Here is a 19,525-nt window from a genome sequence, read left to right as displayed (position 1 = left end):
TTTATTGGGCCGCTTCCTCAGCAGCGAGAAAACCACCCGATTGCCGTGCCCAAAGCTCCGAATAAAGTCCGCCCTGCGAGACCAGGTCGGAATGGCTGCCCTGTTCGACGATACGACCCTGATCCATTACGATCAGCCGGTCCAGCGCCGCGATCGTCGATAGCCGGTGAGCGATGGCGAGCACCGTTTTGCCCTGCATCAACTCATCCAGATTGCTCTGGATCGCAGCCTCCACCTCCGAATCAAGGGCCGAGGTCGCCTCGTCGAGCACGAGGATCGGCGCATCCTTCAGCATCACACGGGCGATGGCGATGCGCTGCCGCTGGCCGCCGGAGAGTTTTACGCCCCGTTCGCCAACATGGGCGTCGAAACCGGTCCGGCCGCGCTGGTCTTCCAGCCTCTCGATAAAATCATCCGCCTTGGCCCGGCGCGTCGCTTCCCGCAACTGCGCTTCGGTGGCATCCATGCGACCGAACATGATGTTGTCGCGGATGGAGCGGTGCAACAGCGAGGTATCCTGCGTGACCATGCCGATATGGGCGCGCAGCGATTCCTGGGTCACTTTGGCAATATCCTGCCCGTCGATGAGGATACGGCCTTTCTCAACGTCATAAAACCGCAGGAGCAGGTTGACGAGCGTGGACTTGCCCGCGCCGGAGCGTCCGACGATGCCGACTTTCTCGCCCGCCTGGATCTCCAGATTGAGATTGTCGATGACGCCATTCGCCCGCCCGTAATGGAAACTGACATTGTCGAAGCGAACGCTCGGTTTCTTGACCTCCAGCACCGCCGCATCCGGCGCGTCAACGAGGCCGATCGGCTGCGAGATCAACTCGGCGGCATTCTGCACCGTGCCGAAATTGCGCATGATGCCGTTAAACTGCGTCATCAAGCGGCCGAGCAGGAAGTTGAGGCGCAGCACCAGCGCCAGCGTGAAGGCCACCGCGCCGGAACTGATCCTGCCGGACAGCCAAAGATCAATGCACAGCGCTGCCATGGAGGTGATCATCACGCCAGACAGCAGTGCCATGGACGCACGCACGCCGGTGATGAACCGGGTGAAGGTCATGGTGGCATTCTGGAAGATGTCGAAACCCTGCCGCATGTAGCGGTCATTCGCATCGTCGCGCCCGAACAGCCGCAGCGTCTGGATATTGCTATAGGCATCCACCATGCGGCCGGAAAGCATGGAAGCAGCTTCCGCCGTCTCTTTGGAATGATAGCGGATGCGCGGCACGAAATAACGCGCCAGCGCCGAAAAGATCAGCACCCAGACAAGCACGACGACCGCCAGCCGCCAGTCCAGCCCACCGATCAGAAACAGCATCGAGACGGAATAAATACCGACGAACCAGACGCTTTCCATCAGCGAGGTGACGAGATCGCCCGCCGCCTGACCGCCCGACCAGACCTTGGTGACGATGCGGCCGGAAAAATCATTCTGGAAAAAGGAAAGCGATTGCCGCGCGACATGCATGTAGGACTGCCAGCGCACCAGATTGTAAAAGCCGGGCGTGATGATCTGCTGGTCCACCAGTGCCGTGATCATCGTGACGATGAAACGCACGACGCCGATCAACACCAGCATGCCCACCAGCTCGCCGCCATGGGCGGAAAGCAACCCAGCCCAACCCTCTTCCGGCTTCACGGTCGAGAGAATATCCACCAGCCGCCCGACGAACCAGAACAGCGCCGCCTCGATGGCCGCCGTCAGCCCGCCCAGCACCAGCATCGCAAAAAACGGCGCCTTGGCCTGCGAAATGTAAAACCAGATGAAAGCGAATGTGTTTTCAGGCGGCCGCAGGTCGTCCTTGCGGGCGAAGGGCCTAATCCAGTTCTCGAAGAACTCGAAGATGCGCGTAATGACCATCATCCGGATATAGGCGGATTCCCGTCGCCGGAACAGCCGCAGACCCTTTGGGAAGAGATTATATTTCGGTAACATTTTGACAATGAAAAAGGGCGGGGAATGTTCCGCCCGCTCTTAAATGCAGCCGAAGAAATTTCGCACATCCACAGCTCCCGCACGCCGTCACCCCGGACTAGATTCGGGGTCCAGCGGGATCAAGTCCTTGATCGCGGGAGACTCTTTCACGACGCAGACGCGCGCCGGATGGATCCCGGCTCGAGGCCGGAATGACGACAGAGAGGCTAGGCCTTTGAAAAAAGGCGGGATCGCTCCCGCCCTTTCTCTTTCCTTACTCCGCGGCCACTTCCGCCTCGTGGTCGGCAATGAAACCGCCGGACTGGCGCCGCCACAGATCGGCATAGATGCCGCCCATCGCCACCAGCTCCGCATGGCTGCCCGCCTCGACGATCTGGCCCTTGTCGAGGATGATAAGCCGGTCCATTTCCGTCAGCGTCGAAAGGCGGTGGGCGATCGCAATCACCGTCTTGCCTTCCATCAGCGAGAACAGGTTCTCCTGGATAGCTGCCTCAACTTCACTATCGAGCGCCGAGGTCGCCTCATCCAGCACCAGGATCGGTGCATTCTTGAGGAAGACGCGGGCGATCGCGATACGCTGGCGCTGGCCGCCTGACAGTTTCACGCCGCGTTCGCCCACCTGGGCATCGAGACCCTGGCGACCATGCATGTCCACCAGCGTTTCGATGAAATCCCAGGCGTTTGCCCGCTTTGCCGCCGCGATCACCTGCTCGTCGGTGGCCTCGGGATGGCCATAGGCGATGTTGTCACGGATCGACCGGTGCAGCAGCGAAGTATCCTGCGTCACCACGCCGATCAGCTCGCGCAGGCTGTCCTGAGACACCTTGGAAATGTCCTGTCCGTCGATGGTGATCCTGCCGGCTTCCAGATCATAGAAGCGCAGCAGCAGGTTCATCAGCGTCGTCTTGCCGGCGCCCGAGCGGCCGACGAGACCGACCTTCTCGCCCGGCTTGATGTCGAGCGTCAGCCCGTCGATCACGCCCTTGTTCTTGCCGTAGTGGAAGCGGACATTGTCATAACGGATGGCGCCCTGTGGTGCCGCAAGCTGCGGTGCCTTGGCGACATCGACGATATCGTGCGGTTTCGTCATCATCGACATGCCGTCATAGACCGTGCCGATATTTTCGAACAGCGACGTGACTTCCCACATGATCCACTGCGACATACCGTTAACGCGCATGGCAAGGCTGATGGCGATGGCGACCGAACCGGCCGTCACCGAACCCTGCATCCAGAAATAAAGACCAAGCGCCGCCGTGGAAAACAGCACCACGGCATTGTTGAGGTCGATCAGGATGTTGAAGCCGGAAATCTTGCGCATCTGGCGGTGAACGGTTCCAAGGAACACATTCATACCCTCACGCGCATATCTCTCCTCGCGGCCCGCATGGGAAAACAGCTTGATCGTCGAGATATTGGTGTAGCTGTCGACGATCCGCCCCGTCATCATCGAGCGCGCATCCGCCTGCTCCTGCGCCAGCCGGCCGAGTTTCGGCACGAAATAGGCAAGAATGCACATATAGATGCCGAGCCATGCCAGAAGCGGAATGACCAGCCGCCAGTCGGCCGCGGCCACCATGAACAGCATCGAGACGACGAAGCTGATGGCGTAAACGAAGACGTCGATCACCTTCAGCGCCACTTCGCGGATCGCCAGCGCCGTCTGCATCACCTTGGTCGAAACCCGGCCCGCAAACTCGTTGGCGAAAAAGTTCATGGAATGGCGCAGCAGGAAACGGTGCATCTTCCAGCGCGCAATCATGCCGAAATTGCCGGCAAGCGTCTGATGCATCGTCATGGTGTGGACAGCGCCCATCAGCGGCAGCACCACGAGCACCAGTCCGGCCATGACGATCAGATGCCAGCCCTCATCGGCGAAAAACGTCGCGCGATCGGCCGTGGAAAGCCAGTCGACGATGTTGCCGAGGAATTTGTAGAGCATGGCTTCGGCAATGGCGATACCCATGGACATCAGGCCAAGCAGCAGCAGCCACGGCCAGGCCGGTTTCACATAATGCCACAGGAACGGCAACAGCTTCTTCGGCGGCACATCCGGCGTCGAAGAGGGAAAAGGATCGAGGCGTTTTTCAAACCAGCCAAACATAGGCCAAGCTCCGGCAATCAATCGCCCCATCGAAAGGTGAGCAAACGCAAATATGGCTCACGACGGAACGGAAAAGTCTTTGGATATGGCCGTAACAGCCACATGACGAATCGAGAAATGGGAAACGCGGTCAAACCGCGGAGTAACACCTAAGCCAGCAGCGGCACTACTGGGGCCGGGAGGCGAAAGCGAACGTAAATATCCATGAGAACCTCCCTAGCTGGTGTTGAAGATGTGGCCTTGTAGCGCAAAAATTAATCAATGACCAGTCGGAAAGATACTGGATGCGCCAGAAAACTCCCGATTGTGTCGAACCGAGCAAAATGGGCGGATTTACCCGCAAAGGTTTCCGCCCATCACTTAACCTGATTGTGTCGTCTTATTCAGCTGCGTCCTGCGCCTGCCCGCTCTCATATTCCGTAATGAGCTCGACCATGCCGGCCTGCGTATGACGCTTGAGTTCCCGGCGGTCGCTGGGCTGCGGTGCGAAGATAACGGTCAGACCGGTATCCCGCACCGTGCCGATGGCGAAAGATGCACCTGACAGCATGCGCACACCCTCATGCAGCCACAACGGGTCGGTCGCGAAATGCTGGCCGATGCCGACGACAACGGGAATACCCTGCCAGTGCGACATGCGATCATAATGGATATGGCCCGCCAGAATGCCCATGACGTCGTGTTCAAACAACACTTCGTCCAGCGCCTCGGTATCGTCGAAGGACAGGGATTCCCACTCGGCGTCGGGACGGTCGAAATCAAGCGCCGGCGCATGGTGCATCACCAGAAGCTTCGGCAGATCGGGATGGTTTTCGAGTTCTTCCTCGAGCCATTCGATCTGGCCGGGCTCGAAAGCGCCACCGACCTTGCCGGGAACGCTGGTATCCATGACGATGACATGGATATCCGAAATCACCTGCGAATGGTCGTAGGGTGCGTCCAGATCTTCGTGGCGGCCAAGCATCACGGGATAAAAACCGTCGCGACGATCATGATTGCCGAGCGCGAAAAGCACCGGCACATCCAGTTCCGCCTCAGCCATCAGGCGCTTGAGTTCTTCATAGCTGCCCGCATCGCCCCGGTTGGTCAGATCGCCGCTGACAACGATGAATTCCGGCGGCGGCACCAGCGCCTTGATCTGCGTAAGCGTGGCGGACAGCGTGGCCGACGTCTCGGAATAAAGATCATCATCCTGCACCTGCGGATTGCCGATATGCAGATCAGTCAGATGGACAAAATTCACCCGTTCGGACATGGCGTCCTCCTGTTGTTGCGTGCAGAAAATCCGGCTCGAAAAGATATCGTAACGGCCATGTCCGATATTGCGGGCAGGCCTGACGATGTGCTGGTGAATGGGTAGCCGCCCTGTGTGTCACGCGAATGAATATCCGGCCGGCAACGGCACCGGAAAGGGACTTTTTGTGCCGCATCTGTTGCCCGCCCGCCGCTCGTGATAATCGGGCAGGCACTTCAATCGCCATGAGAAAACCATGCCTGAAATCAGAATAGCCCTTTATCAGCCCGATATTCCCGGCAATACCGGCACCATACTGCGATTGGCCGCCTGCCTTGGCCTCGGCGTCGATATCATCGAGCCGGCCGGCTTCGATATTTCCGACCGCAATCTGAAACGGGCGGGCATGGATTATATTGCCGCGGCGGCGCTGACGCGCCATGTCAGCTGGGATCGCTTCGAGGAATGGCGTGCAACCACCGGCCGCCGCCTTGTTCTCGCCTCCACCAAGGCCGCCCTGCCCTATACTGATATCAGCTACCGCACCGATGATATCCTGCTCTTCGGTCGGGAAAGTGCCGGCGTGCCTGACCATGTGCATGAAAAGGCGGACGAGCGAATCATCATCCCCATGGTGCCCGGACAACGCTCCATCAACGTCGCCATGTCGGCGGCGATGATCACCGGCGAGGTCCTGCGTCAGACGGAATGGGCCTGACCTGCCATCTTTGCAGCCATTTTTTCAGGCAAATATGAAAATTGACCGGTTTCATCGCGAAACTGTCGCAACATGGCCTGTACCGGACGCGTTCACGCTCCTATACTGATTAGCCGGGCAATTAAAAACCACCCTCGCCGGAACAATCCGCCGGCGGGTGTGAGGAGACGTAGAATGCAATCCACCATTGTCATCGTCAACCTTCTCGGCGCGGTCGCGCTGCTGCTTTTCGGCTTGGCGCAGGTCAAGGACGGCGTCACTCGCGCCTTCGGCATGAAACTCAGAAGTGTGCTGGCCACAGGCACCCAGAACGGCCCGCGTTCCTTCTTTTCCGGCTTCTTCGCCACCGTGGCTTTGCAAAGCTCGACGGCAACGGCACTCACAGTCGCCTCCTTCGCCGAACGTGACCTCATCAAACCGCGCATGGCGCAGGTGGTGCTGCTTGGCGCCAATGTCGGCACCGCCGTCACCGCCTGGATTGTGGCGGCCGGCGTGGAATGGCTGTCACCACTTTTGATCCTTTCAGGCATCATTCTCAAGAAGGGCAGTTCCAATGCCAGACAGGGCGGCGGAACGGCAGTGATCGGCATCGGCCTCATGCTCCTGTCGCTACATCTTTTGAGCGGGGCCACCGAACCGATGCGCGCCTCCCCCGCGCTTGGCGTCTTCATCGGCCTGCTGGATGGTGCATGGCCCGTCGCGCTGATCTTTTCCGCGGTGCTGGCCTTCGTCTCCTCCTCCAGCCTTGCCGTCGTGGTGCTGATCCTGTCGCTGGCCGCCACCGGTACCCTGTCCACCGGGCTCATCATAGTTCTCATTCTCGGCGCCAATCTCGGTGGCGCCATTCCGCCGGTCATCGCCACACTTTCCGGCCCGGCCTCCGCGCGGCGCATCACCATCGGCAACCTCATGGTGCGCACGATCGGCTGCCTCATCGCCATGCCGCTCGCCTCTTACGGTGCGACGTATCTGCAGCAACTGCCGCTTTCGCCGGCCAAATTGCCTGTTGATGCGCATCTCATCTTCAACGTCATTCTGGCGGCGGTGGCCTGGCCCTTCTCCGGCCTGATATCCGATCTGATGGCGAAACTCGTGCCGGGCGATCCGAAGGCTGAAGACGGCCCGAATTTCCTCGACCAGCAGGCGCTTGATATGCCGGTCGTCGCGCTTGCCAACGCCACCCGCGAGGTTTTGAGCGTCGGCGACAGCATAGAACGGATGCTGATCCGCGCCGAAAACGCCTTCAAGCACAATGATCTGGCACCGCTTCAGGAAGTTTCCCTGCTCGAAAAGAAGGTCGACCGCCGTCAGCAGGAGGTGAAGGTCTATCTTTCGCAATTGGGGCGCAAGGGGCTTGCCGACGAAGAAGCGCGCCGTTCGATCGCCATCATCGACTATGCGATCAATCTCGAACATATCGGCGATATCATCGAAAAAGGCATCTGCGAGCAGATCCGCAAGAAGGTGCTGAACAGCTTCAAATTTTCCGACGACGGGTATGAGGAGCTGAAGACCCTGTTCGACATGACCATCGAGAACCTGCGGGCCGCTCAAAGCATTCTGGTCACCGGCGATTTCGATCTCGCCCGGCGGCTGATGGAGAGCAAGGTGGATATACGCCGCCTCGAAAAACAATCTTCAAACCGCCATCTGGAGCGGCTGCGGGACGGCTTGGCGGAAAGCATGCAAACCAGCTCGCTGCATCTCGACATGCTGCGGGATCTGAAGCGCATCAACGCTCATATCGTAACGGTGGCCCACCCCATTCTGGATGAAAGCGGCGTGCTGATCGAAAGCCGCCTGCGTTATGCCGAACCGCGCGCCTGAGCGAGGAAAAGTGGTCCCCGGCTTTCCGCCCGGAAACGCAAAACCGCTCTGAAACTCAATCGGCAGAGGGAAGCCTGCGCATGGTGAATTCGATGCGATCGCCTTCCAGCTGCCGCCAGCTTTCCACTTCCGTCCAATAGGCGGCCTTGGGAAAGCTGTCGAACCATTCGCGCGCCTTGGCGCGGGCCTCCTCACGCCCAAGACAGAAGGTCTGGCGCACGAACATGCCGTCACGTTTCTGTTCACCGCCGGCGCTTTCGCGTTCCCTGCGGTGATTGGCAATCCTGCGCTTCAGCCCGTCGAGGGGCGGTCCGGCAAATTTCGTCATGATATTCACCTCTGGCACCTACATCGATAAAGATAGTGTCGGCACGCCGCCTTGGCGAGTCGAATTTGTGCGCGGCGCAAACACCTGCTAGACGCGGCAGGGAACGGACTTCACCGCAGGAGAGAAGAGATATGGAACGGCCAATCTTGCCGAAGGGCTTGCCCGAGGACATCGAAGACAAGAAGGCCGTTGCCCAGGCGTGGTTCCAGCATCTGCGCGACACCATCGTCACCTCCTTCGAAACGCTCGAAAACGACCTGACCGGCCCCTTGGCGGATCAGGAGCCCGGCCGCTTCGTGCAGAAGGACTGGCTGCGCGACAATGGCGAAGGCGGCGGCGGCAAGATGTCGATGATGGAAGGCCGCGTCTTCGAAAAGGTCGGCGTGCACACCTCCACCGTCTATGGCGAGTTCTCGCCGGAATTCCGCCAGCAGATACCGGGTGCGGAAGAAGACCCTCGCTTCTGGGCCTCGGGCATTTCGCTGATCGCCCATCCGGTCAACCCCAATGTCCCGGCCGTGCACATGAACACCCGCATGGTCGTCACCACCAGCCACTGGTTCGGCGGCGGTGCGGATCTGACACCCGTGCTGGGCCGCAGACGGACGCAGGAGGACGCGGACAGCCAGCTGTTCCACCGCGCCTTCGAGATCACTTGCAAACGCCACCCGGTCGCCGATTATCCGCGCTACAAAAGCTGGTGCGATGACTACTTCTTCCTGAAGCACCGCAACGAAGCCCGAGGCATCGGCGGCATATTTTTCGACTGGCTGCACCCGGAAGAAGAAAAGGGCGGCTGGGACGCCAATTTCGCCTTCGTGCAGGATGTCGGCCGCGCCTTCAATCTGGTCTATCCGAAGATCGTTCGCGCCAATTTCAACCAGAACTGGACGGAAGAGGATCGCGACGAGCAGCTTATCCGCCGCGGCCGTTACGTGGAATTCAACCTGCTTTACGACCGCGGCACCATCTTCGGCCTGAAGACCGGCGGCAATGTCGAATCGATCCTCTCGTCTCTGCCGCCGGTAGTGCGCTGGCCTTAAAAAACCTCACGCAAATTTGACGCTCATCAGCCAATTTGTCGCAAATAGCGCAAATTAGGACTTATGGAAAAATCAAGGCAGTGATAGTCTCCTCCCGCAGACGTACTGGAGGAGCTATCGTCATGATTACTTCGAACAGCATGCCTATTTCTGCTGCCCCCGAGGCAGCACCGCAATCCATCGATACCCCCGAACTGATCGACCGCCTGGCAGCGGAAATGCGTGCCACGGGCGATCGTGAACTGCCGCATTCCTTTTATGTCGAACAGGTAAAGCGCACCCTTGCCGGACAAACGACGGCACGGCGGGCGGCCAATGACGAAATGCCTCGTACAAAAATTCCGGCAGCCGGCACATCCTCTGTTTTCCAGTGCTGGGCAATGCCGGAATAGGGGCCAGAATAGAGACCCGAACAGGGTCGAAGGGTGTCGCTCTGGAACATAAGCGGCAACCGTTCGTTTCTTGGCAGAGGGACAGCATGTCCTTTCAATGCTGTCCCTCACTCGAAACAGGGAGGTAAAACTAATGAGACTGTTTGAATGTGGAACGCTCGTGCCCGGCTGTGCCTGGCATACACGCGCCGATGACGACGCCGAAGTTGTCCGCCGCACGGTGGAACATATGCGCTCGGCCCATGGCGAAACCACGATCCGCGAAAACATGATCGACAATATCAAGGCCCGCATCCGCGACGAGGCAAATGCGGCTTAAGCCGAACCGCCGTCATCGCTGCGATCTCAATTCTCCAGCATGGTTTTAAGCCGGGCGGTCAGCGCTGCCCGGTCGAGCGAAAAATTGACGTCGATCCACTTTTCCTCGAGGTTTTTCAGCACCTCGCCAACCTTCGGGCCAGCCTCGACGCCGGCGGCCATCACATCAGCACCGCTCAACGGAAATCCCGGTTTTTTGAATTTTTCCGCTCTCGTCAGCAACGTCGAAAGACGCGCCACTTTCTGCATCGCCGCATCTCCCGCCGAAAGGTCGGCGCGGGCCGAGGCAAGCGCGAGCTTCAGCCGCGTCCTCACACCTTCGACACCCTGGCGATAAAGCAGCCGGTCAAGCGCCGTCTCCTTCATTTCCGGGTCGATCGCCGGGGCGGAAGCCCAATTGGCGAGATATCCCGCCTCAGCCTTGGACAGCCTCAGCCGCGCAGCAAGGGCCGCCAACCTGTCCTTGTCGGGCGGCACGATGGCGGCAAGCCGCAGCATCGGGTCAACCGCCCAGCCAAGGGATTGCTCCGTCGCCACCAGGCCGTGAATGGCGTCGATGCCCCATTTTTCCGTTTCGGGCAGAATTTCCGCCAGCACGCCCGATTGCCGCATCCACAAAAGGGCGCGGGATGGGTCGCGGGCGGAAAGCAGTTTTTTCGTCTCGCTCCAGACGCGTTCGGCCGAAAGCGTCCCAAGCTTGTCCTTGGCCCGGGCGCTGGCACGCAAACCGTCGGCATCGGGCCGACCTGAGCCATAATGGGCGAAAAACCGGAAAAACCGCAGGATACGAAGGTAATCTTCCGCAATCCGCATCGCCGCATCGCCGATGAAGCGCACCGTGCGGGTTTCCACATCGGGCAGTCCATCGATGAGATCGATGATCTCGCCCTTTTCGTTGGCGTAAAGGGCATTGATGGTGAGGTCCCGCCGCTCGGCATCGGTCTGCCAGTCAGTGCCGAAGGCAACCTGCGCGTGGCGGCCGTTGGTCTCGACATCGCGGCGCAACGTCGTGACTTCAAAGCCTTCGCCATCGATCACCAGCGTCACCGTGCCGTGCTCGATGCCGGTTGGCACCGCCTTGATACCGGCCGCTTTCGCTCGCTGAACAACCACATCGGGGGTAAGCGTCGTTGCCATGTCGACATCGACGACCGGCAGATCCATCAGCGCATTGCGCACCGCGCCGCCGACGATCCGCACCTCGCCGCCATCGGCATTCAGAAGCGTAAAGATGCGCCTCAGCGCCGGTTTTTCAAACCAGTCCCGCCCGGCAAGGCTATTCATGTATAAAACCTCTCGTAAATCGTTCGCACGATGCCCGCCGTAATGCCCCAAATATAGCGTTCGCCATAGGGCATTTCGTAGAAAAACCGCTCCTTCCCCTGAAAGATGCGGCTGCCGCGACCGTGATTGGCCGGGTCCATCAGGAAGGACAACGGCACCTCGAAAACCTCATCCACCTCAGTGGGATTAAGCGTTAAATCAAAGCCCGGGCGGACGACTGACAGCACCGGCTTGATGCGAAAACCCGTCCCGGAAATATAATCTGGCAGCCGTCCAACCGTCTCCACGAAAGAACGCGAAAGACCGATCTCTTCTTCCGTCTCGCGCAGCGCCGCTTCTTCCGGCGTGCGGTCCTCGGCATCGATGCCGCCGCCCGGAAAGGAAATCTGGCCTGAATGCTGGCGCAGCGTTGCGGTGCGCTGGGTGAAGATCACCCGCGCCTCGTTGCCATCGTCGATAACCGGTATCAGCACTGCGGCATCCTTCAGCCGGATGCCATTGCCAGACAGCACCACGCCCGGATTGAGCACGTGGTCGCCATTTTCCCGCTCGGCCACGCCCTCGCCTTCCTGCAGCACCCGGCGGCGGAAATCGGTGGCGGTAAAAGCCTTGAGGCCCGTCGTCATCATCGTCATTCTGAAAGCCGTTCCAGTTCCTTGGCGGGCATCACCGGAAAGATCACCCCGCCCGAGCGCACCGCAAACATGTCGACGCCATCCACGTCGATCACCTCGCCGAGTGCCGCGAGATCATACATCACGGCCCGTGAGACGAGCGCCTCCAGCCGGCCGCGCACCAGAAGATAGGGTTTCAATTCGCGGTTTTCACCGAAAATTTCAAAGCGCAGCGGATGCTCCGGCCCCGCCTCCACCACGTCGCCGACATTGGTGCGAAAGGTCAGCAGGGATTCGCCATCCGCACCAGCCGCAGTCACCGTCATTTCCACGGCGACGAAGGGTGCATCCACCACCCGGATGCGGACTTTTTCCACAGGAGTTACAAGGTAGGTCCTGCCGTCCTCATCCTTGCGCAAAACCGTGGAAAACAGCCGAACCAGAGGTGCCCTTCCGATGGGTGTCCCGAGGTAGAACCATGTGCCGTCAGCACGGATTTCCATGTCGAGATCGCCGCAAAAAGGCGGATTCCAGCGCTCCACCGGGGCCGGCCCGCGCTTGCCATCACCGCTCTGTTCGGCGGCACGGGAAATCATCGCCGCAAGCCCCGCCGCATCATCAGCCGAATTTATCGTCTCCGCTGCCATATTCGAGTCTCGCTTTGCCGATAAGGAAATACTAAGTCACGACATAGTCATTCGAATGGCGCTTGTCAGCGGCCAAGAGAGCAATAAGCTAGATGCAGCGCAAAATCCGCCCCGGTTGGCAACCAGCAAAACCGGGATGCGAATGCGACAGCGGCGAAGGTATGAGGAGAGCGACATGGGCGTGATGAATACCGGCGAAACCCTCGATGAAAAGGCCATCGTCGCCTCGGCCGAAAAGGCGCTTTCAGACATAGCGGCCATCCGCACGGAGGTCTCCAAGGTCATTTTCGGCCAGGAAAAAGTGGTGCAGAACACGCTTCTCGCCATCCTCTCCGGCGGCCATGCGCTGCTGGTCGGCGTTCCCGGCCTTGCCAAGACAAAGCTCGTCACCACGCTCGGCACCGTCCTTGGTCTGGATGCCAACCGCATCCAGTTCACGCCGGACCTGATGCCTTCGGACATCCTGGGTTCCGAAGTCATGGATCAGGACGAGAACGGCCGCCGGTCCTTCCGTTTCATCAAGGGTCCGATTTTCGGCCAGCTGCTGATGGCCGATGAAATCAACCGCGCCAGCCCGCGCACGCAGTCCGCACTTTTGCAGGCCATGCAGGAATATCACATCACCATGGCCGGCCAGACCTATGAGCTGCCAAAGCCGTTCCACGTTCTCGCAACCCAGAACCCGCTGGAACAGGAAGGCACCTATCCGCTGCCGGAAGCCCAGCTCGACCGTTTCCTGCTGCAGGTCGATGTCGGTTATCCCGAGCTTGCCGCCGAACGCCAGATCCTGCTCGACACGACGGGCACCGCCTCCGGCGAAGCACGCGGCGTGATCGGTGCCGAGCGCCTGATGGAAATCCAGGCCCTCATCCGCCAGATGCCGGTCAGCGACAAGGTCGTGGACGCGATCCTTTCGCTCGTCCGTTCCGCCCGCCCCGGCCATGGCAACAAATTGACCGACAAACACGTTGTCTGGGGTCCGGGCCCGCGTGCCGGTCAGTCGCTGATGCTGACGGCCCGTGCCCGTGCGCTTTACGAAGGCCGGCTTGCGCCATCGCTGGACGATGTCCATGCGCTGGCCGAGCCGGTGCTGGAACACCGCATGGCGCTGACCTTTGCGGCCCGCGCCGAAGGCATGTCGGTGCGCGATGTGATTGCGGCCCTCGTGGAGCAGGCCAAGAATTAAAAGACGCGTGCCTAACCTTTCGCGAAAGGAGTGCCTGTGGCATCCATCGGCCAGATCGTAGACAAGACGCCGGGTAGCGAAGTTCTGGCGCGCGCGCGCCAGCGCGCAGCCCTGGTGCCGGACTGCATGGTCGAGGCAAAGCGCATCGCCAACACCGTCACCGCCGGCTGGCACGGCCGCCGCAAACGCGGCATCGGCGAAAATTTCTGGCAATTTCGCCCCTATGCCGAAGGCGAAAGCCTGTCGCGCATCGACTGGCGGCGCTCGGCCCGCGACGACCATACCTATGTGCGCGACCGCGAATGGGAGGCAGCTCACACCATCTGGCTCTGGGCGGACATGTCGCCGTCGATGATGTTCAAGTCCACCCTCGGCTCCGTCTCCAAGGAAAGCCGGGCGCTGGTGCTGATGCTGGCGCTGGCGGAAATCCTGGCGCGCTCTGGCGAACGCATCGGTTGCCCCGGCATCATGGAGCCGGTCTCGGCCAGAAACGCCGCCGAACGGCTGGCCGCCGCCATCATGCACGCGCCGCTGACCACGGGCATGCCGGAAACGGGCATGATCCGTGGCGCGAGCGACATCGTTCTGATTGGCGATTTTCTCGATGATGCGAAAAACGTGATGGAGCGGATTTCGCCTCTGGCGCGACGTGGCCTGCGCGGCCATGTGGTGGAAATCGCCGATCCGGCCGAAGAAACCTTCCCCTATTCCGGCCGCACCGAATTTACCGATCCGGAAACCGGCGAAAAACTGGTATCCGGCCGCGCCGAGACCATTCGCGAGGATTACACCCGCGCCTATCTCGCAAGACGCGAGGCGCTGTCCTCGTCGCTGCGCCGTCTCGGCTGGAACTTCGTCTTCCACCGCACCGATCATCTCGCTTCCGAGGCGCTTGTGGCCGTTCACATGTATCTTTCCGGCGCGCCGGCACAGGGCGGTGGGCACCGATGAGCGCATTGCCTTTCGTCTTCACCAGCCCCTACATCCTCTTCGGCCTGCTGGCGCTGCCCGCCATCTGGTGGCTGCTGCGGCTCACCCCGCCGCGCCCCAAGGCGGAAGTGTTTCCGCCACTGAAGATATTGGCGACGGTGCTGAAACGCGAGGAAACGCCCTCGAAAAGCCCGTGGTGGCTGACCCTTTTGCGCATGGCGCTTGCCGCCGCCGTAATTTTTGCGCTGGCCGATCCGGTGGTGAACCCGCGCAACAACAGCATCGCCGGCAGCGGCCCGCTGGTGCTGGTGGTCGACAACAGCTGGGCCGCCGCGCCCGACTGGGAAAGACGCGTGGCCACCGCTCAGGCCCTGATCGGCGATGCGGAGCGGGCCGACCGCCCCGTCTCCATCAGCTTCACCGCCGATGCCGAACATGATGCCGTATCGGGAACCACAGCCGTGGCGCTGGAAAAGCTCGCCGCCGCCAAGCCGAAACCGCTGATGCCGGACCGCGTGCACACGGCCGAAGCCATCACCGAGGCGCTGAACGGCACGACCCCCGGCACGCTCGCTTATATTACCGACGGTGTTCAGATCGCGCAGGATGAAAACGCGATGAGAACGCTTGCCAGCCTCTCGCCCGCCGAATTCCGCATCGTGAAGGGCGACGGCAAGGCCATCGCCGCCATTACCGGCGCTACCAACAATGCCGATGCCATGAGCGTCACCCTTTCGCGGCTCGACACGGCCGAAGCCGCCCGGCTGACCGTCAATGCCCAGGACAGCCAGGGCCGCATTCTCGCCAATGGCACGGCCAGCTTCGCCCCCGGCGAGGCCGAAACAACCGCAACGGTGGAAGCCCCCTTCGAACTGCGCAACGATTTCGCCCGCCTCTCCCTCGAAGGCGTTTCGACGGCGGGCGCCGTGCATCTTCTGGATGACGGTTTCCGCCGCCGCCGCGTGGCGCTGCTCGCCGGCGAAACCGGCAATGATTTCCAGCCGCTGCTGCAGCCGCTTTATTATATCAGCCGCGCGCTTCAACCTTTTGTCGATCTCATTCCGCAGCGGCAGGCCGATCTGGCGCAGGCAATCCCGGAGATCCTGCAATCCAATCCGTCGGTCATCGTCATGGCCGATATTGGCCGACTGCCACAGGAAACCTATGAGCCAATGCAGCGCTGGCTTGCAGCCGGTGGTACGCTGATCCGCTTTGCCGGGCCGCGCCTTGCCGCAGCCCCGGCCGACGATCCGCTGGTGCCGGTGACGCTCAGGCAGGGTGAACGCGCGCTTGGCGGCGCGCTCTCCTGGGCGGAGCCACAGCCGCTTGCCGATTTCCCTGCTTTCGGCGCCTTTGCCGGCATGCCGAAGGCCGATGGCATTCTCGTCAAACGCCAGGTTCTGGCCGAACCGACACCCGATCTGGCTGAACGCACCTGGGCAAGCCTTGCCGACGGCACGCCGCTCGTCACCACCCGCACTGTCGAGGCAGGCCGCATCGTGCTCTTCCATGTCAGCGCCGAGGCAAGCTGGTCCGACCTGCCGATCTCAGGCCATTTCGTCGATATGCTGCGCCGTATCGTGCAATTGTCGAAAGCGGGCGGCGCTTCGGCTTCCGCCAATGCCCCGGCCGCAGCCCTGCCCCCGTTCCGCCTCCTGACAGCCGAAGGCGCGCTATCCGCCGAAATCGGCACTGCCCGGCCGCTGGAAATGCGCGCCGGCCAGCCACCGCGCACCGGTTTCGACAATCCCCCCGGCCTTTACGGCACAGAGGATGGTTTCGTGGCTCTCAATCTCCTGCCCGCAGGTGCGACGCTGCGCCCGCTTGACGCATCCGTCGCCGGTGTCAGCACCACCAGTGAAGCGCTGATCGGCGAAACCGCGAAATCGCTGCGCCCTGCTTTGTTCATCGCCGCCTTCCTGATGCTGATTGCCGACAGCCTGATCGTGCTCTTCATGAACGGTGCCTTCGCACGCCTGCCGAAAGCCCGCAGCGCGACAGTTGCCACCCTGCTGCTGGCGCTTGGCGCCTTTGCCGCCATGTCGCCAACCGATGCCCGCGCCGACGATCCAAAACCCGGCGACGAGCAGATTTTCGAGCGGCTGGACACCACCCATCTCGCCTATGTCCGCACCGGAGAGGATGATGTCGACCGCACCTCCGAGCAGGGTCTCCAGGGTCTCAGCGAATTCCTGACCTGGCGCACGACACTGGAACCCGGTCAGCCGGTTGGACTCGATATCTCCAAGGATGAATTGTCCTTCTATCCGATCATCTACTGGCCAGTATCGGCGACGGCCCCCATGCCGTCGAGCGCCGCGATTTCGCGCATCGACGCCTATATGCGCGCCGGCGGCACCGTGCTGTTCGATACACGCGACCAGTTCTCTTCGCTCGATACCGGCGCGACCAGCCCCAATGGCGAACGCCTGCAGGCGATCCTCGCCAATATCGATATTCCGCCGCTGGAGCCTGTGCCGGAAGACCACGTTCTGACGCGGTCCTTCTACCTGCTCACCAATTTCCCCGGCCGTTACAATGGTTCGCCACTCTGGGTGGAATCGCGACAGGGAGCCGCCAAGACCACCTCGGGCCTCTCTTCTTCCGGCGATGGCGTGACGCCGATCATGATAACGGGCAATGATTTCGCCGGCGCCTGGGCCGTCGATCCGCAGGGCGCGCCGGTTCTGCCCACCGTGCCGCCGGACGAGATGCAGCGCGAACACGCCTTCCGCTCCGGCGTCAACATCATGATGTATATGCTGACTGGCAACTACAAGGCCGATCAGGTTCACGTTCCCGCACTTCTCGAACGGTTGGGGCAGTGACATGACATTGACCTTCTCCCCATTCCTGCCGTGGATCGTGATTGCCGTTCTGGCCGTCGCCGCTCTTGCGCTCTCCTTCATCGGCCTGTGGCGTGGCGTGCGCGGCGCATGGCTGCGCGGGCTGGCGCTTGCCGCTTTGCTTGCGGCGATAGCCAATCCACTTCTGACGCAGGAGGAACGCGAGCCGCTTTCCACCATCGTGCCCGTCATCGTTGACCGCTCGCAGAGCCAGGACGTGCAGGACCGGCCGCAAATGACCGATACGGCGCTGGAGACGCTGAAAGACCGGCTGTCGCGCTTCCCGCGTATCGAACCGCGCATCGTCGAAGTGCGCGATGATGGTGAGAGTGATTCGCCCTCGACCCAGCTTTTCTCGGCGCTCTCCTCGGCCGTTTCCGATGTCTCGCCGTCCCGCGTCGGCGGCGCGATCTTCCTCAGCGACGGACAGATCCACGATATCCCGAATGCCCTGCCCAATGCCGAACAGGCGCTCGGCTTCCGCGCCCCCGTGCATGGGCTGATCACCGGCAAGGCCGATGAATTCGACCGCCGCATCGAGATCGTCCGTGCCCCCCGCTTCGGCATCGTCAATGAGGAACAGCAGCTGACGCTGCGTGTCTTCGATGACGGCCGCCCCGCCGGCGGCGGCTCGGCGGAAGTGACGGTGAAGATGAATGGCGAAGAAATCGCCACGCTTCAGGCCACACCCGGCCAGCCGACGCCGTTCAGTTTCAAGGTTCCGCGTGGCGGCAACAACGTCATGGAATTTTCCGTCGCCGAGCTTCCCGGCGAAGTGACTGCTGCGAACAACCGCGCCGTTCACCTGATCGAAGGCATCCGCCAGAACCTGCGCGTGCTGCTCGTCTCCGGCGAGCCGCATGCCGGTGAACGGGCCTGGCGAAACCTCTTGAAATCCGACGCCTCGGTCGATCTGGTGCATTTCACCATTCTGCGCCCGCCGGAAAAACAGGATGGCACGCCGATCAACGAACTCTCGCTGATCGCCTTCCCGACCCGCGAATTGTTTGTCGAAAAGATCGAGGATTTCGACCTCATCATCTTCGACCGCTACCAGCATCGCGGCGTGCTGCCGATCCTCTATTACGATTACATCGCCCAATATGTCGAAAAGGGTGGCGCGCTCTTGATTGCCGCAGGCCCGGAACATGCCGGTCAGGATTCGATCGCCATGACGCCGCTCGCCTCCGTGTTGCCGGCTCAACCGACCGGTCAGGTGCATCAGGCGGCATTCTATCCCCGCCTTTCGGAAGCGGGCAAGAAGCACCCTGTCACCCGCGGGCTGGATGGATCGGCCAACGATCCGCCGCAATGGGGCCGCTGGTTCCGCACCATCAGCGTCGACCCGCCGCAGGGCCAGACCGTGATGCTGGGCGACGGACAGGACCCGCTGCTGGTGCTGAACCGTCAGGGCGAAGGCCGTGTCGCCATGCTTCTGTCCGATCAGGGCTGGCTGTGGGCGCGTGGTTTCGAAGGCGGTGGCCCGCATGTGGCGCTTTATCGCCGCATCGCCCACTGGCTGATGAAGGAACCCGAGCTTGAAGAAGAGGCGCTGACGGCGCGGGCCAATGGCCGCACATTGGAAATCACCCGCCAGACCATCGGCGACGATCCCGGTCAGGCAAGCGTGCGTTTCCCTTCCGGCAAGACCGAAAACATGGCCTTCACCACCACCGAGCCCGGTCTTTACAAGATCGAGCGCCGCATGGACGAAACCGGCCTGTTCGAAATCAAGAACGGCGATTTCACCACCCTCGTCCATGTCGGCGCGGTAGATGCGCCGGAGTTCAAGGCGATGATTTCGACGACTGAGACGCTGAAACCGCTGGCCGACGCCACCAGGGGCAGCGTGCACCGTGTCGCCGATAATTCCGGCCGCATCGCGCTGCCGGATATATTGCCGGTGCGGGGTGACATCAGGGTTGCCGACGAGGATCGCATGCTGATACGTCTGACCGACGAGACGGTGCTGAAAGGCGTCAACACCCTGCCGCTCTTTGCCGGTTTTGCCGGGCTTGGCGCCCTGCTGCTTGCCTTCTCCGCGCTCTGGTGGCGTGAAGGGCGGTAAAGCCTTAGAAGTAGTGCAAGACTTTCCGCGTCTTGAACTGG

The 19,525-nt window shown here is 61.3% G+C and carries 16 protein-coding genes; 9 read left to right on the top strand and 7 right to left on the bottom strand.

Annotated elements, in window-relative coordinates; translation table 11 throughout:
* Window position 1: 1 nt before the first annotated feature.
* The 3 genes from M0412_RS01695 to M0412_RS01685 form a co-directional block, all read right to left on the bottom strand.
* Window positions 2–1,870, bottom strand: a complete 1,869-nt coding sequence (locus M0412_RS01695) for an ABC transporter ATP-binding protein (protein ID WP_142840684.1) — start codon at window positions 1,868–1,870, stop codon at window positions 2–4.
* A 328-nt stretch (window positions 1,871–2,198) separates the two neighbouring features.
* Window positions 2,199–4,049 carry an ABC transporter ATP-binding protein gene (locus M0412_RS01690; RefSeq protein ID WP_142840381.1) on the bottom strand — a complete coding sequence of 617 codons (1,851 nt, stop codon included), beginning with the start codon at window positions 4,047–4,049 and terminating at the stop codon, window positions 2,199–2,201.
* A gap of 379 nt (window positions 4,050–4,428) precedes the next feature.
* A complete protein-coding gene (locus M0412_RS01685; RefSeq protein ID WP_269702078.1) occupies window positions 4,429–5,304 on the bottom strand; it encodes a phosphodiesterase in 876 nt (291 codons plus the stop codon).
* A 235-nt stretch (window positions 5,305–5,539) separates the two neighbouring features.
* Here M0412_RS01685 and M0412_RS01680 point away from each other — a divergent pair, with 235 nt between their 5' ends.
* Entirely contained in the window at window positions 5,540–6,001 is a 462-nt protein-coding gene (locus M0412_RS01680) for a tRNA (cytidine(34)-2'-O)-methyltransferase (protein ID WP_142840383.1), read from the top strand.
* Between the two features lie 174 nt (window positions 6,002–6,175).
* Complete coding sequence (locus M0412_RS01675; protein ID WP_269702076.1) at window positions 6,176–7,828, top strand: Na/Pi cotransporter family protein; 1,653 nt, start codon at window positions 6,176–6,178, stop codon at window positions 7,826–7,828.
* Between the two features lie 55 nt (window positions 7,829–7,883).
* Here the strand turns inward: M0412_RS01675 and M0412_RS01670 are convergent, their stop codons facing one another.
* The gene (locus M0412_RS01670) at window positions 7,884–8,156 is read right to left on the bottom strand and encodes a hypothetical protein (RefSeq protein ID WP_142840385.1); all 273 of its coding nucleotides are present in this window, start codon (window positions 8,154–8,156) and stop codon (window positions 7,884–7,886) included.
* Window positions 8,157–8,287: 131 nt separating this feature from the next.
* Here M0412_RS01670 and hemF point away from each other — a divergent pair, with 131 nt between their 5' ends.
* The 3 genes from hemF to M0412_RS01655 all read left to right on the top strand — a co-directional run bounded on the left by hemF (window position 8,288) and on the right by M0412_RS01655 (window position 9,910).
* The gene (hemF, locus tag M0412_RS01665) at window positions 8,288–9,199 is read left to right on the top strand and encodes an oxygen-dependent coproporphyrinogen oxidase (RefSeq protein ID WP_142840386.1); all 912 of its coding nucleotides are present in this window, start codon (window positions 8,288–8,290) and stop codon (window positions 9,197–9,199) included.
* A gap of 122 nt (window positions 9,200–9,321) precedes the next feature.
* On the top strand, window positions 9,322–9,591 hold the full coding sequence (locus M0412_RS01660; protein WP_142840387.1) for a hypothetical protein: 270 nt from the start codon (window positions 9,322–9,324) through the stop codon (window positions 9,589–9,591).
* Window positions 9,592–9,724: 133 nt separating this feature from the next.
* Window positions 9,725–9,910 carry a DUF1059 domain-containing protein gene (locus M0412_RS01655; protein ID WP_046797940.1) on the top strand — a complete coding sequence of 62 codons (186 nt, stop codon included), beginning with the start codon at window positions 9,725–9,727 and terminating at the stop codon, window positions 9,908–9,910.
* Between the two features lie 26 nt (window positions 9,911–9,936).
* On the opposite strand, the gene M0412_RS01650 is transcribed toward M0412_RS01655, so the two are convergent.
* From M0412_RS01650 to M0412_RS01640, 3 genes are read right to left on the bottom strand one after another with little or no spacing between them, the layout of a single operon-like run.
* Complete coding sequence (locus M0412_RS01650) at window positions 9,937–11,193, bottom strand: CCA tRNA nucleotidyltransferase (RefSeq protein ID WP_269702071.1); 1,257 nt, start codon at window positions 11,191–11,193, stop codon at window positions 9,937–9,939.
* Window positions 11,190–11,828 carry a CoA pyrophosphatase gene (locus M0412_RS01645; RefSeq protein WP_137003848.1) on the bottom strand — a complete coding sequence of 213 codons (639 nt, stop codon included), beginning with the start codon at window positions 11,826–11,828 and terminating at the stop codon, window positions 11,190–11,192. Before M0412_RS01645 ends, M0412_RS01650 begins: the two co-directional genes overlap by 4 nt.
* Window positions 11,825–12,454 (bottom strand): DUF1285 domain-containing protein, encoded by a 630-nt coding sequence (locus tag M0412_RS01640; protein ID WP_269702068.1) that lies wholly within the window; start codon window positions 12,452–12,454, stop codon window positions 11,825–11,827. Before M0412_RS01640 ends, M0412_RS01645 begins: the two co-directional genes overlap by 4 nt.
* Before the next feature lie 175 nt (window positions 12,455–12,629).
* Between M0412_RS01640 and M0412_RS01635 the strand changes: the two genes are divergently transcribed.
* Genes M0412_RS01635 through M0412_RS01620 form a run of 4 tightly spaced genes read left to right on the top strand, consistent with a single transcriptional unit; the run spans window position 12,630 to window position 19,484 of the window.
* A complete protein-coding gene (locus tag M0412_RS01635; protein ID WP_065113889.1) occupies window positions 12,630–13,640 on the top strand; it encodes a MoxR family ATPase in 1,011 nt (336 codons plus the stop codon).
* 36 nt (window positions 13,641–13,676) lie between these two features.
* Window positions 13,677–14,591, top strand: coding sequence for a DUF58 domain-containing protein (locus tag M0412_RS01630; protein WP_004430192.1), 915 nt, complete (start codon window positions 13,677–13,679; stop codon window positions 14,589–14,591).
* Window positions 14,588–17,398: a DUF4159 domain-containing protein gene (locus tag M0412_RS01625; protein WP_269702055.1), complete on the top strand. Its 2,811-nt coding sequence runs from the start codon at window positions 14,588–14,590 to the stop codon at window positions 17,396–17,398. The genes M0412_RS01630 and M0412_RS01625 overlap by 4 nt, the downstream gene beginning before the upstream one ends.
* Window position 17,399: 1 nt before the next feature.
* Window positions 17,400–19,484 carry a hypothetical protein gene (locus tag M0412_RS01620; RefSeq protein ID WP_269702054.1) on the top strand — a complete coding sequence of 695 codons (2,085 nt, stop codon included), beginning with the start codon at window positions 17,400–17,402 and terminating at the stop codon, window positions 19,482–19,484.
* Window positions 19,485–19,525: the final 41 nt, after the last annotated feature.

The organism is Agrobacterium sp. O3.4 (assembly GCF_041414895.1).
GTDB classification, from domain to species: Bacteria; Pseudomonadota; Alphaproteobacteria; order Rhizobiales; family Rhizobiaceae; genus Agrobacterium; species Agrobacterium cucumeris.
Note: the sequence above shows the minus strand (reverse complement) of the source record. Positions and strands in the feature narration are given on the sequence as shown.

Coding starts and splice junctions, on each gene's coding strand:
- M0412_RS01695 (WP_142840684.1), bottom strand. CDS start 1,870: ATGGTCATTACGCGCATCTTCGAGTTCTTCGAGAACTGGATTAGGCCC.
- M0412_RS01690 (WP_142840381.1), bottom strand. CDS start 4,049: ATGTTTGGCTGGTTTGAAAAACGCCTCGATCCTTTTCCCTCTTCGACG.
- M0412_RS01685 (WP_269702078.1), bottom strand. CDS start 5,304: ATGTCCGAACGGGTGAATTTTGTCCATCTGACTGATCTGCATATCGGC.
- M0412_RS01680 (WP_142840383.1), top strand. CDS start 5,540: ATGCCTGAAATCAGAATAGCCCTTTATCAGCCCGATATTCCCGGCAAT.
- M0412_RS01675 (WP_269702076.1), top strand. CDS start 6,176: ATGCAATCCACCATTGTCATCGTCAACCTTCTCGGCGCGGTCGCGCTG.
- M0412_RS01670 (WP_142840385.1), bottom strand. CDS start 8,156: ATGACGAAATTTGCCGGACCGCCCCTCGACGGGCTGAAGCGCAGGATT.
- hemF (WP_142840386.1), top strand. CDS start 8,288: ATGGAACGGCCAATCTTGCCGAAGGGCTTGCCCGAGGACATCGAAGAC.
- M0412_RS01660 (WP_142840387.1), top strand. CDS start 9,322: ATGATTACTTCGAACAGCATGCCTATTTCTGCTGCCCCCGAGGCAGCA.
- M0412_RS01655 (WP_046797940.1), top strand. CDS start 9,725: ATGAGACTGTTTGAATGTGGAACGCTCGTGCCCGGCTGTGCCTGGCAT.
- M0412_RS01650 (WP_269702071.1), bottom strand. CDS start 11,193: ATGAATAGCCTTGCCGGGCGGGACTGGTTTGAAAAACCGGCGCTGAGG.
- M0412_RS01645 (WP_137003848.1), bottom strand. CDS start 11,828: ATGACGATGATGACGACGGGCCTCAAGGCTTTTACCGCCACCGATTTC.
- M0412_RS01640 (WP_269702068.1), bottom strand. CDS start 12,454: ATGGCAGCGGAGACGATAAATTCGGCTGATGATGCGGCGGGGCTTGCG.
- M0412_RS01635 (WP_065113889.1), top strand. CDS start 12,630: ATGGGCGTGATGAATACCGGCGAAACCCTCGATGAAAAGGCCATCGTC.
- M0412_RS01625 (WP_269702055.1), top strand. CDS start 14,588: ATGAGCGCATTGCCTTTCGTCTTCACCAGCCCCTACATCCTCTTCGGC.
- M0412_RS01620 (WP_269702054.1), top strand. CDS start 17,400: ATGACATTGACCTTCTCCCCATTCCTGCCGTGGATCGTGATTGCCGTT.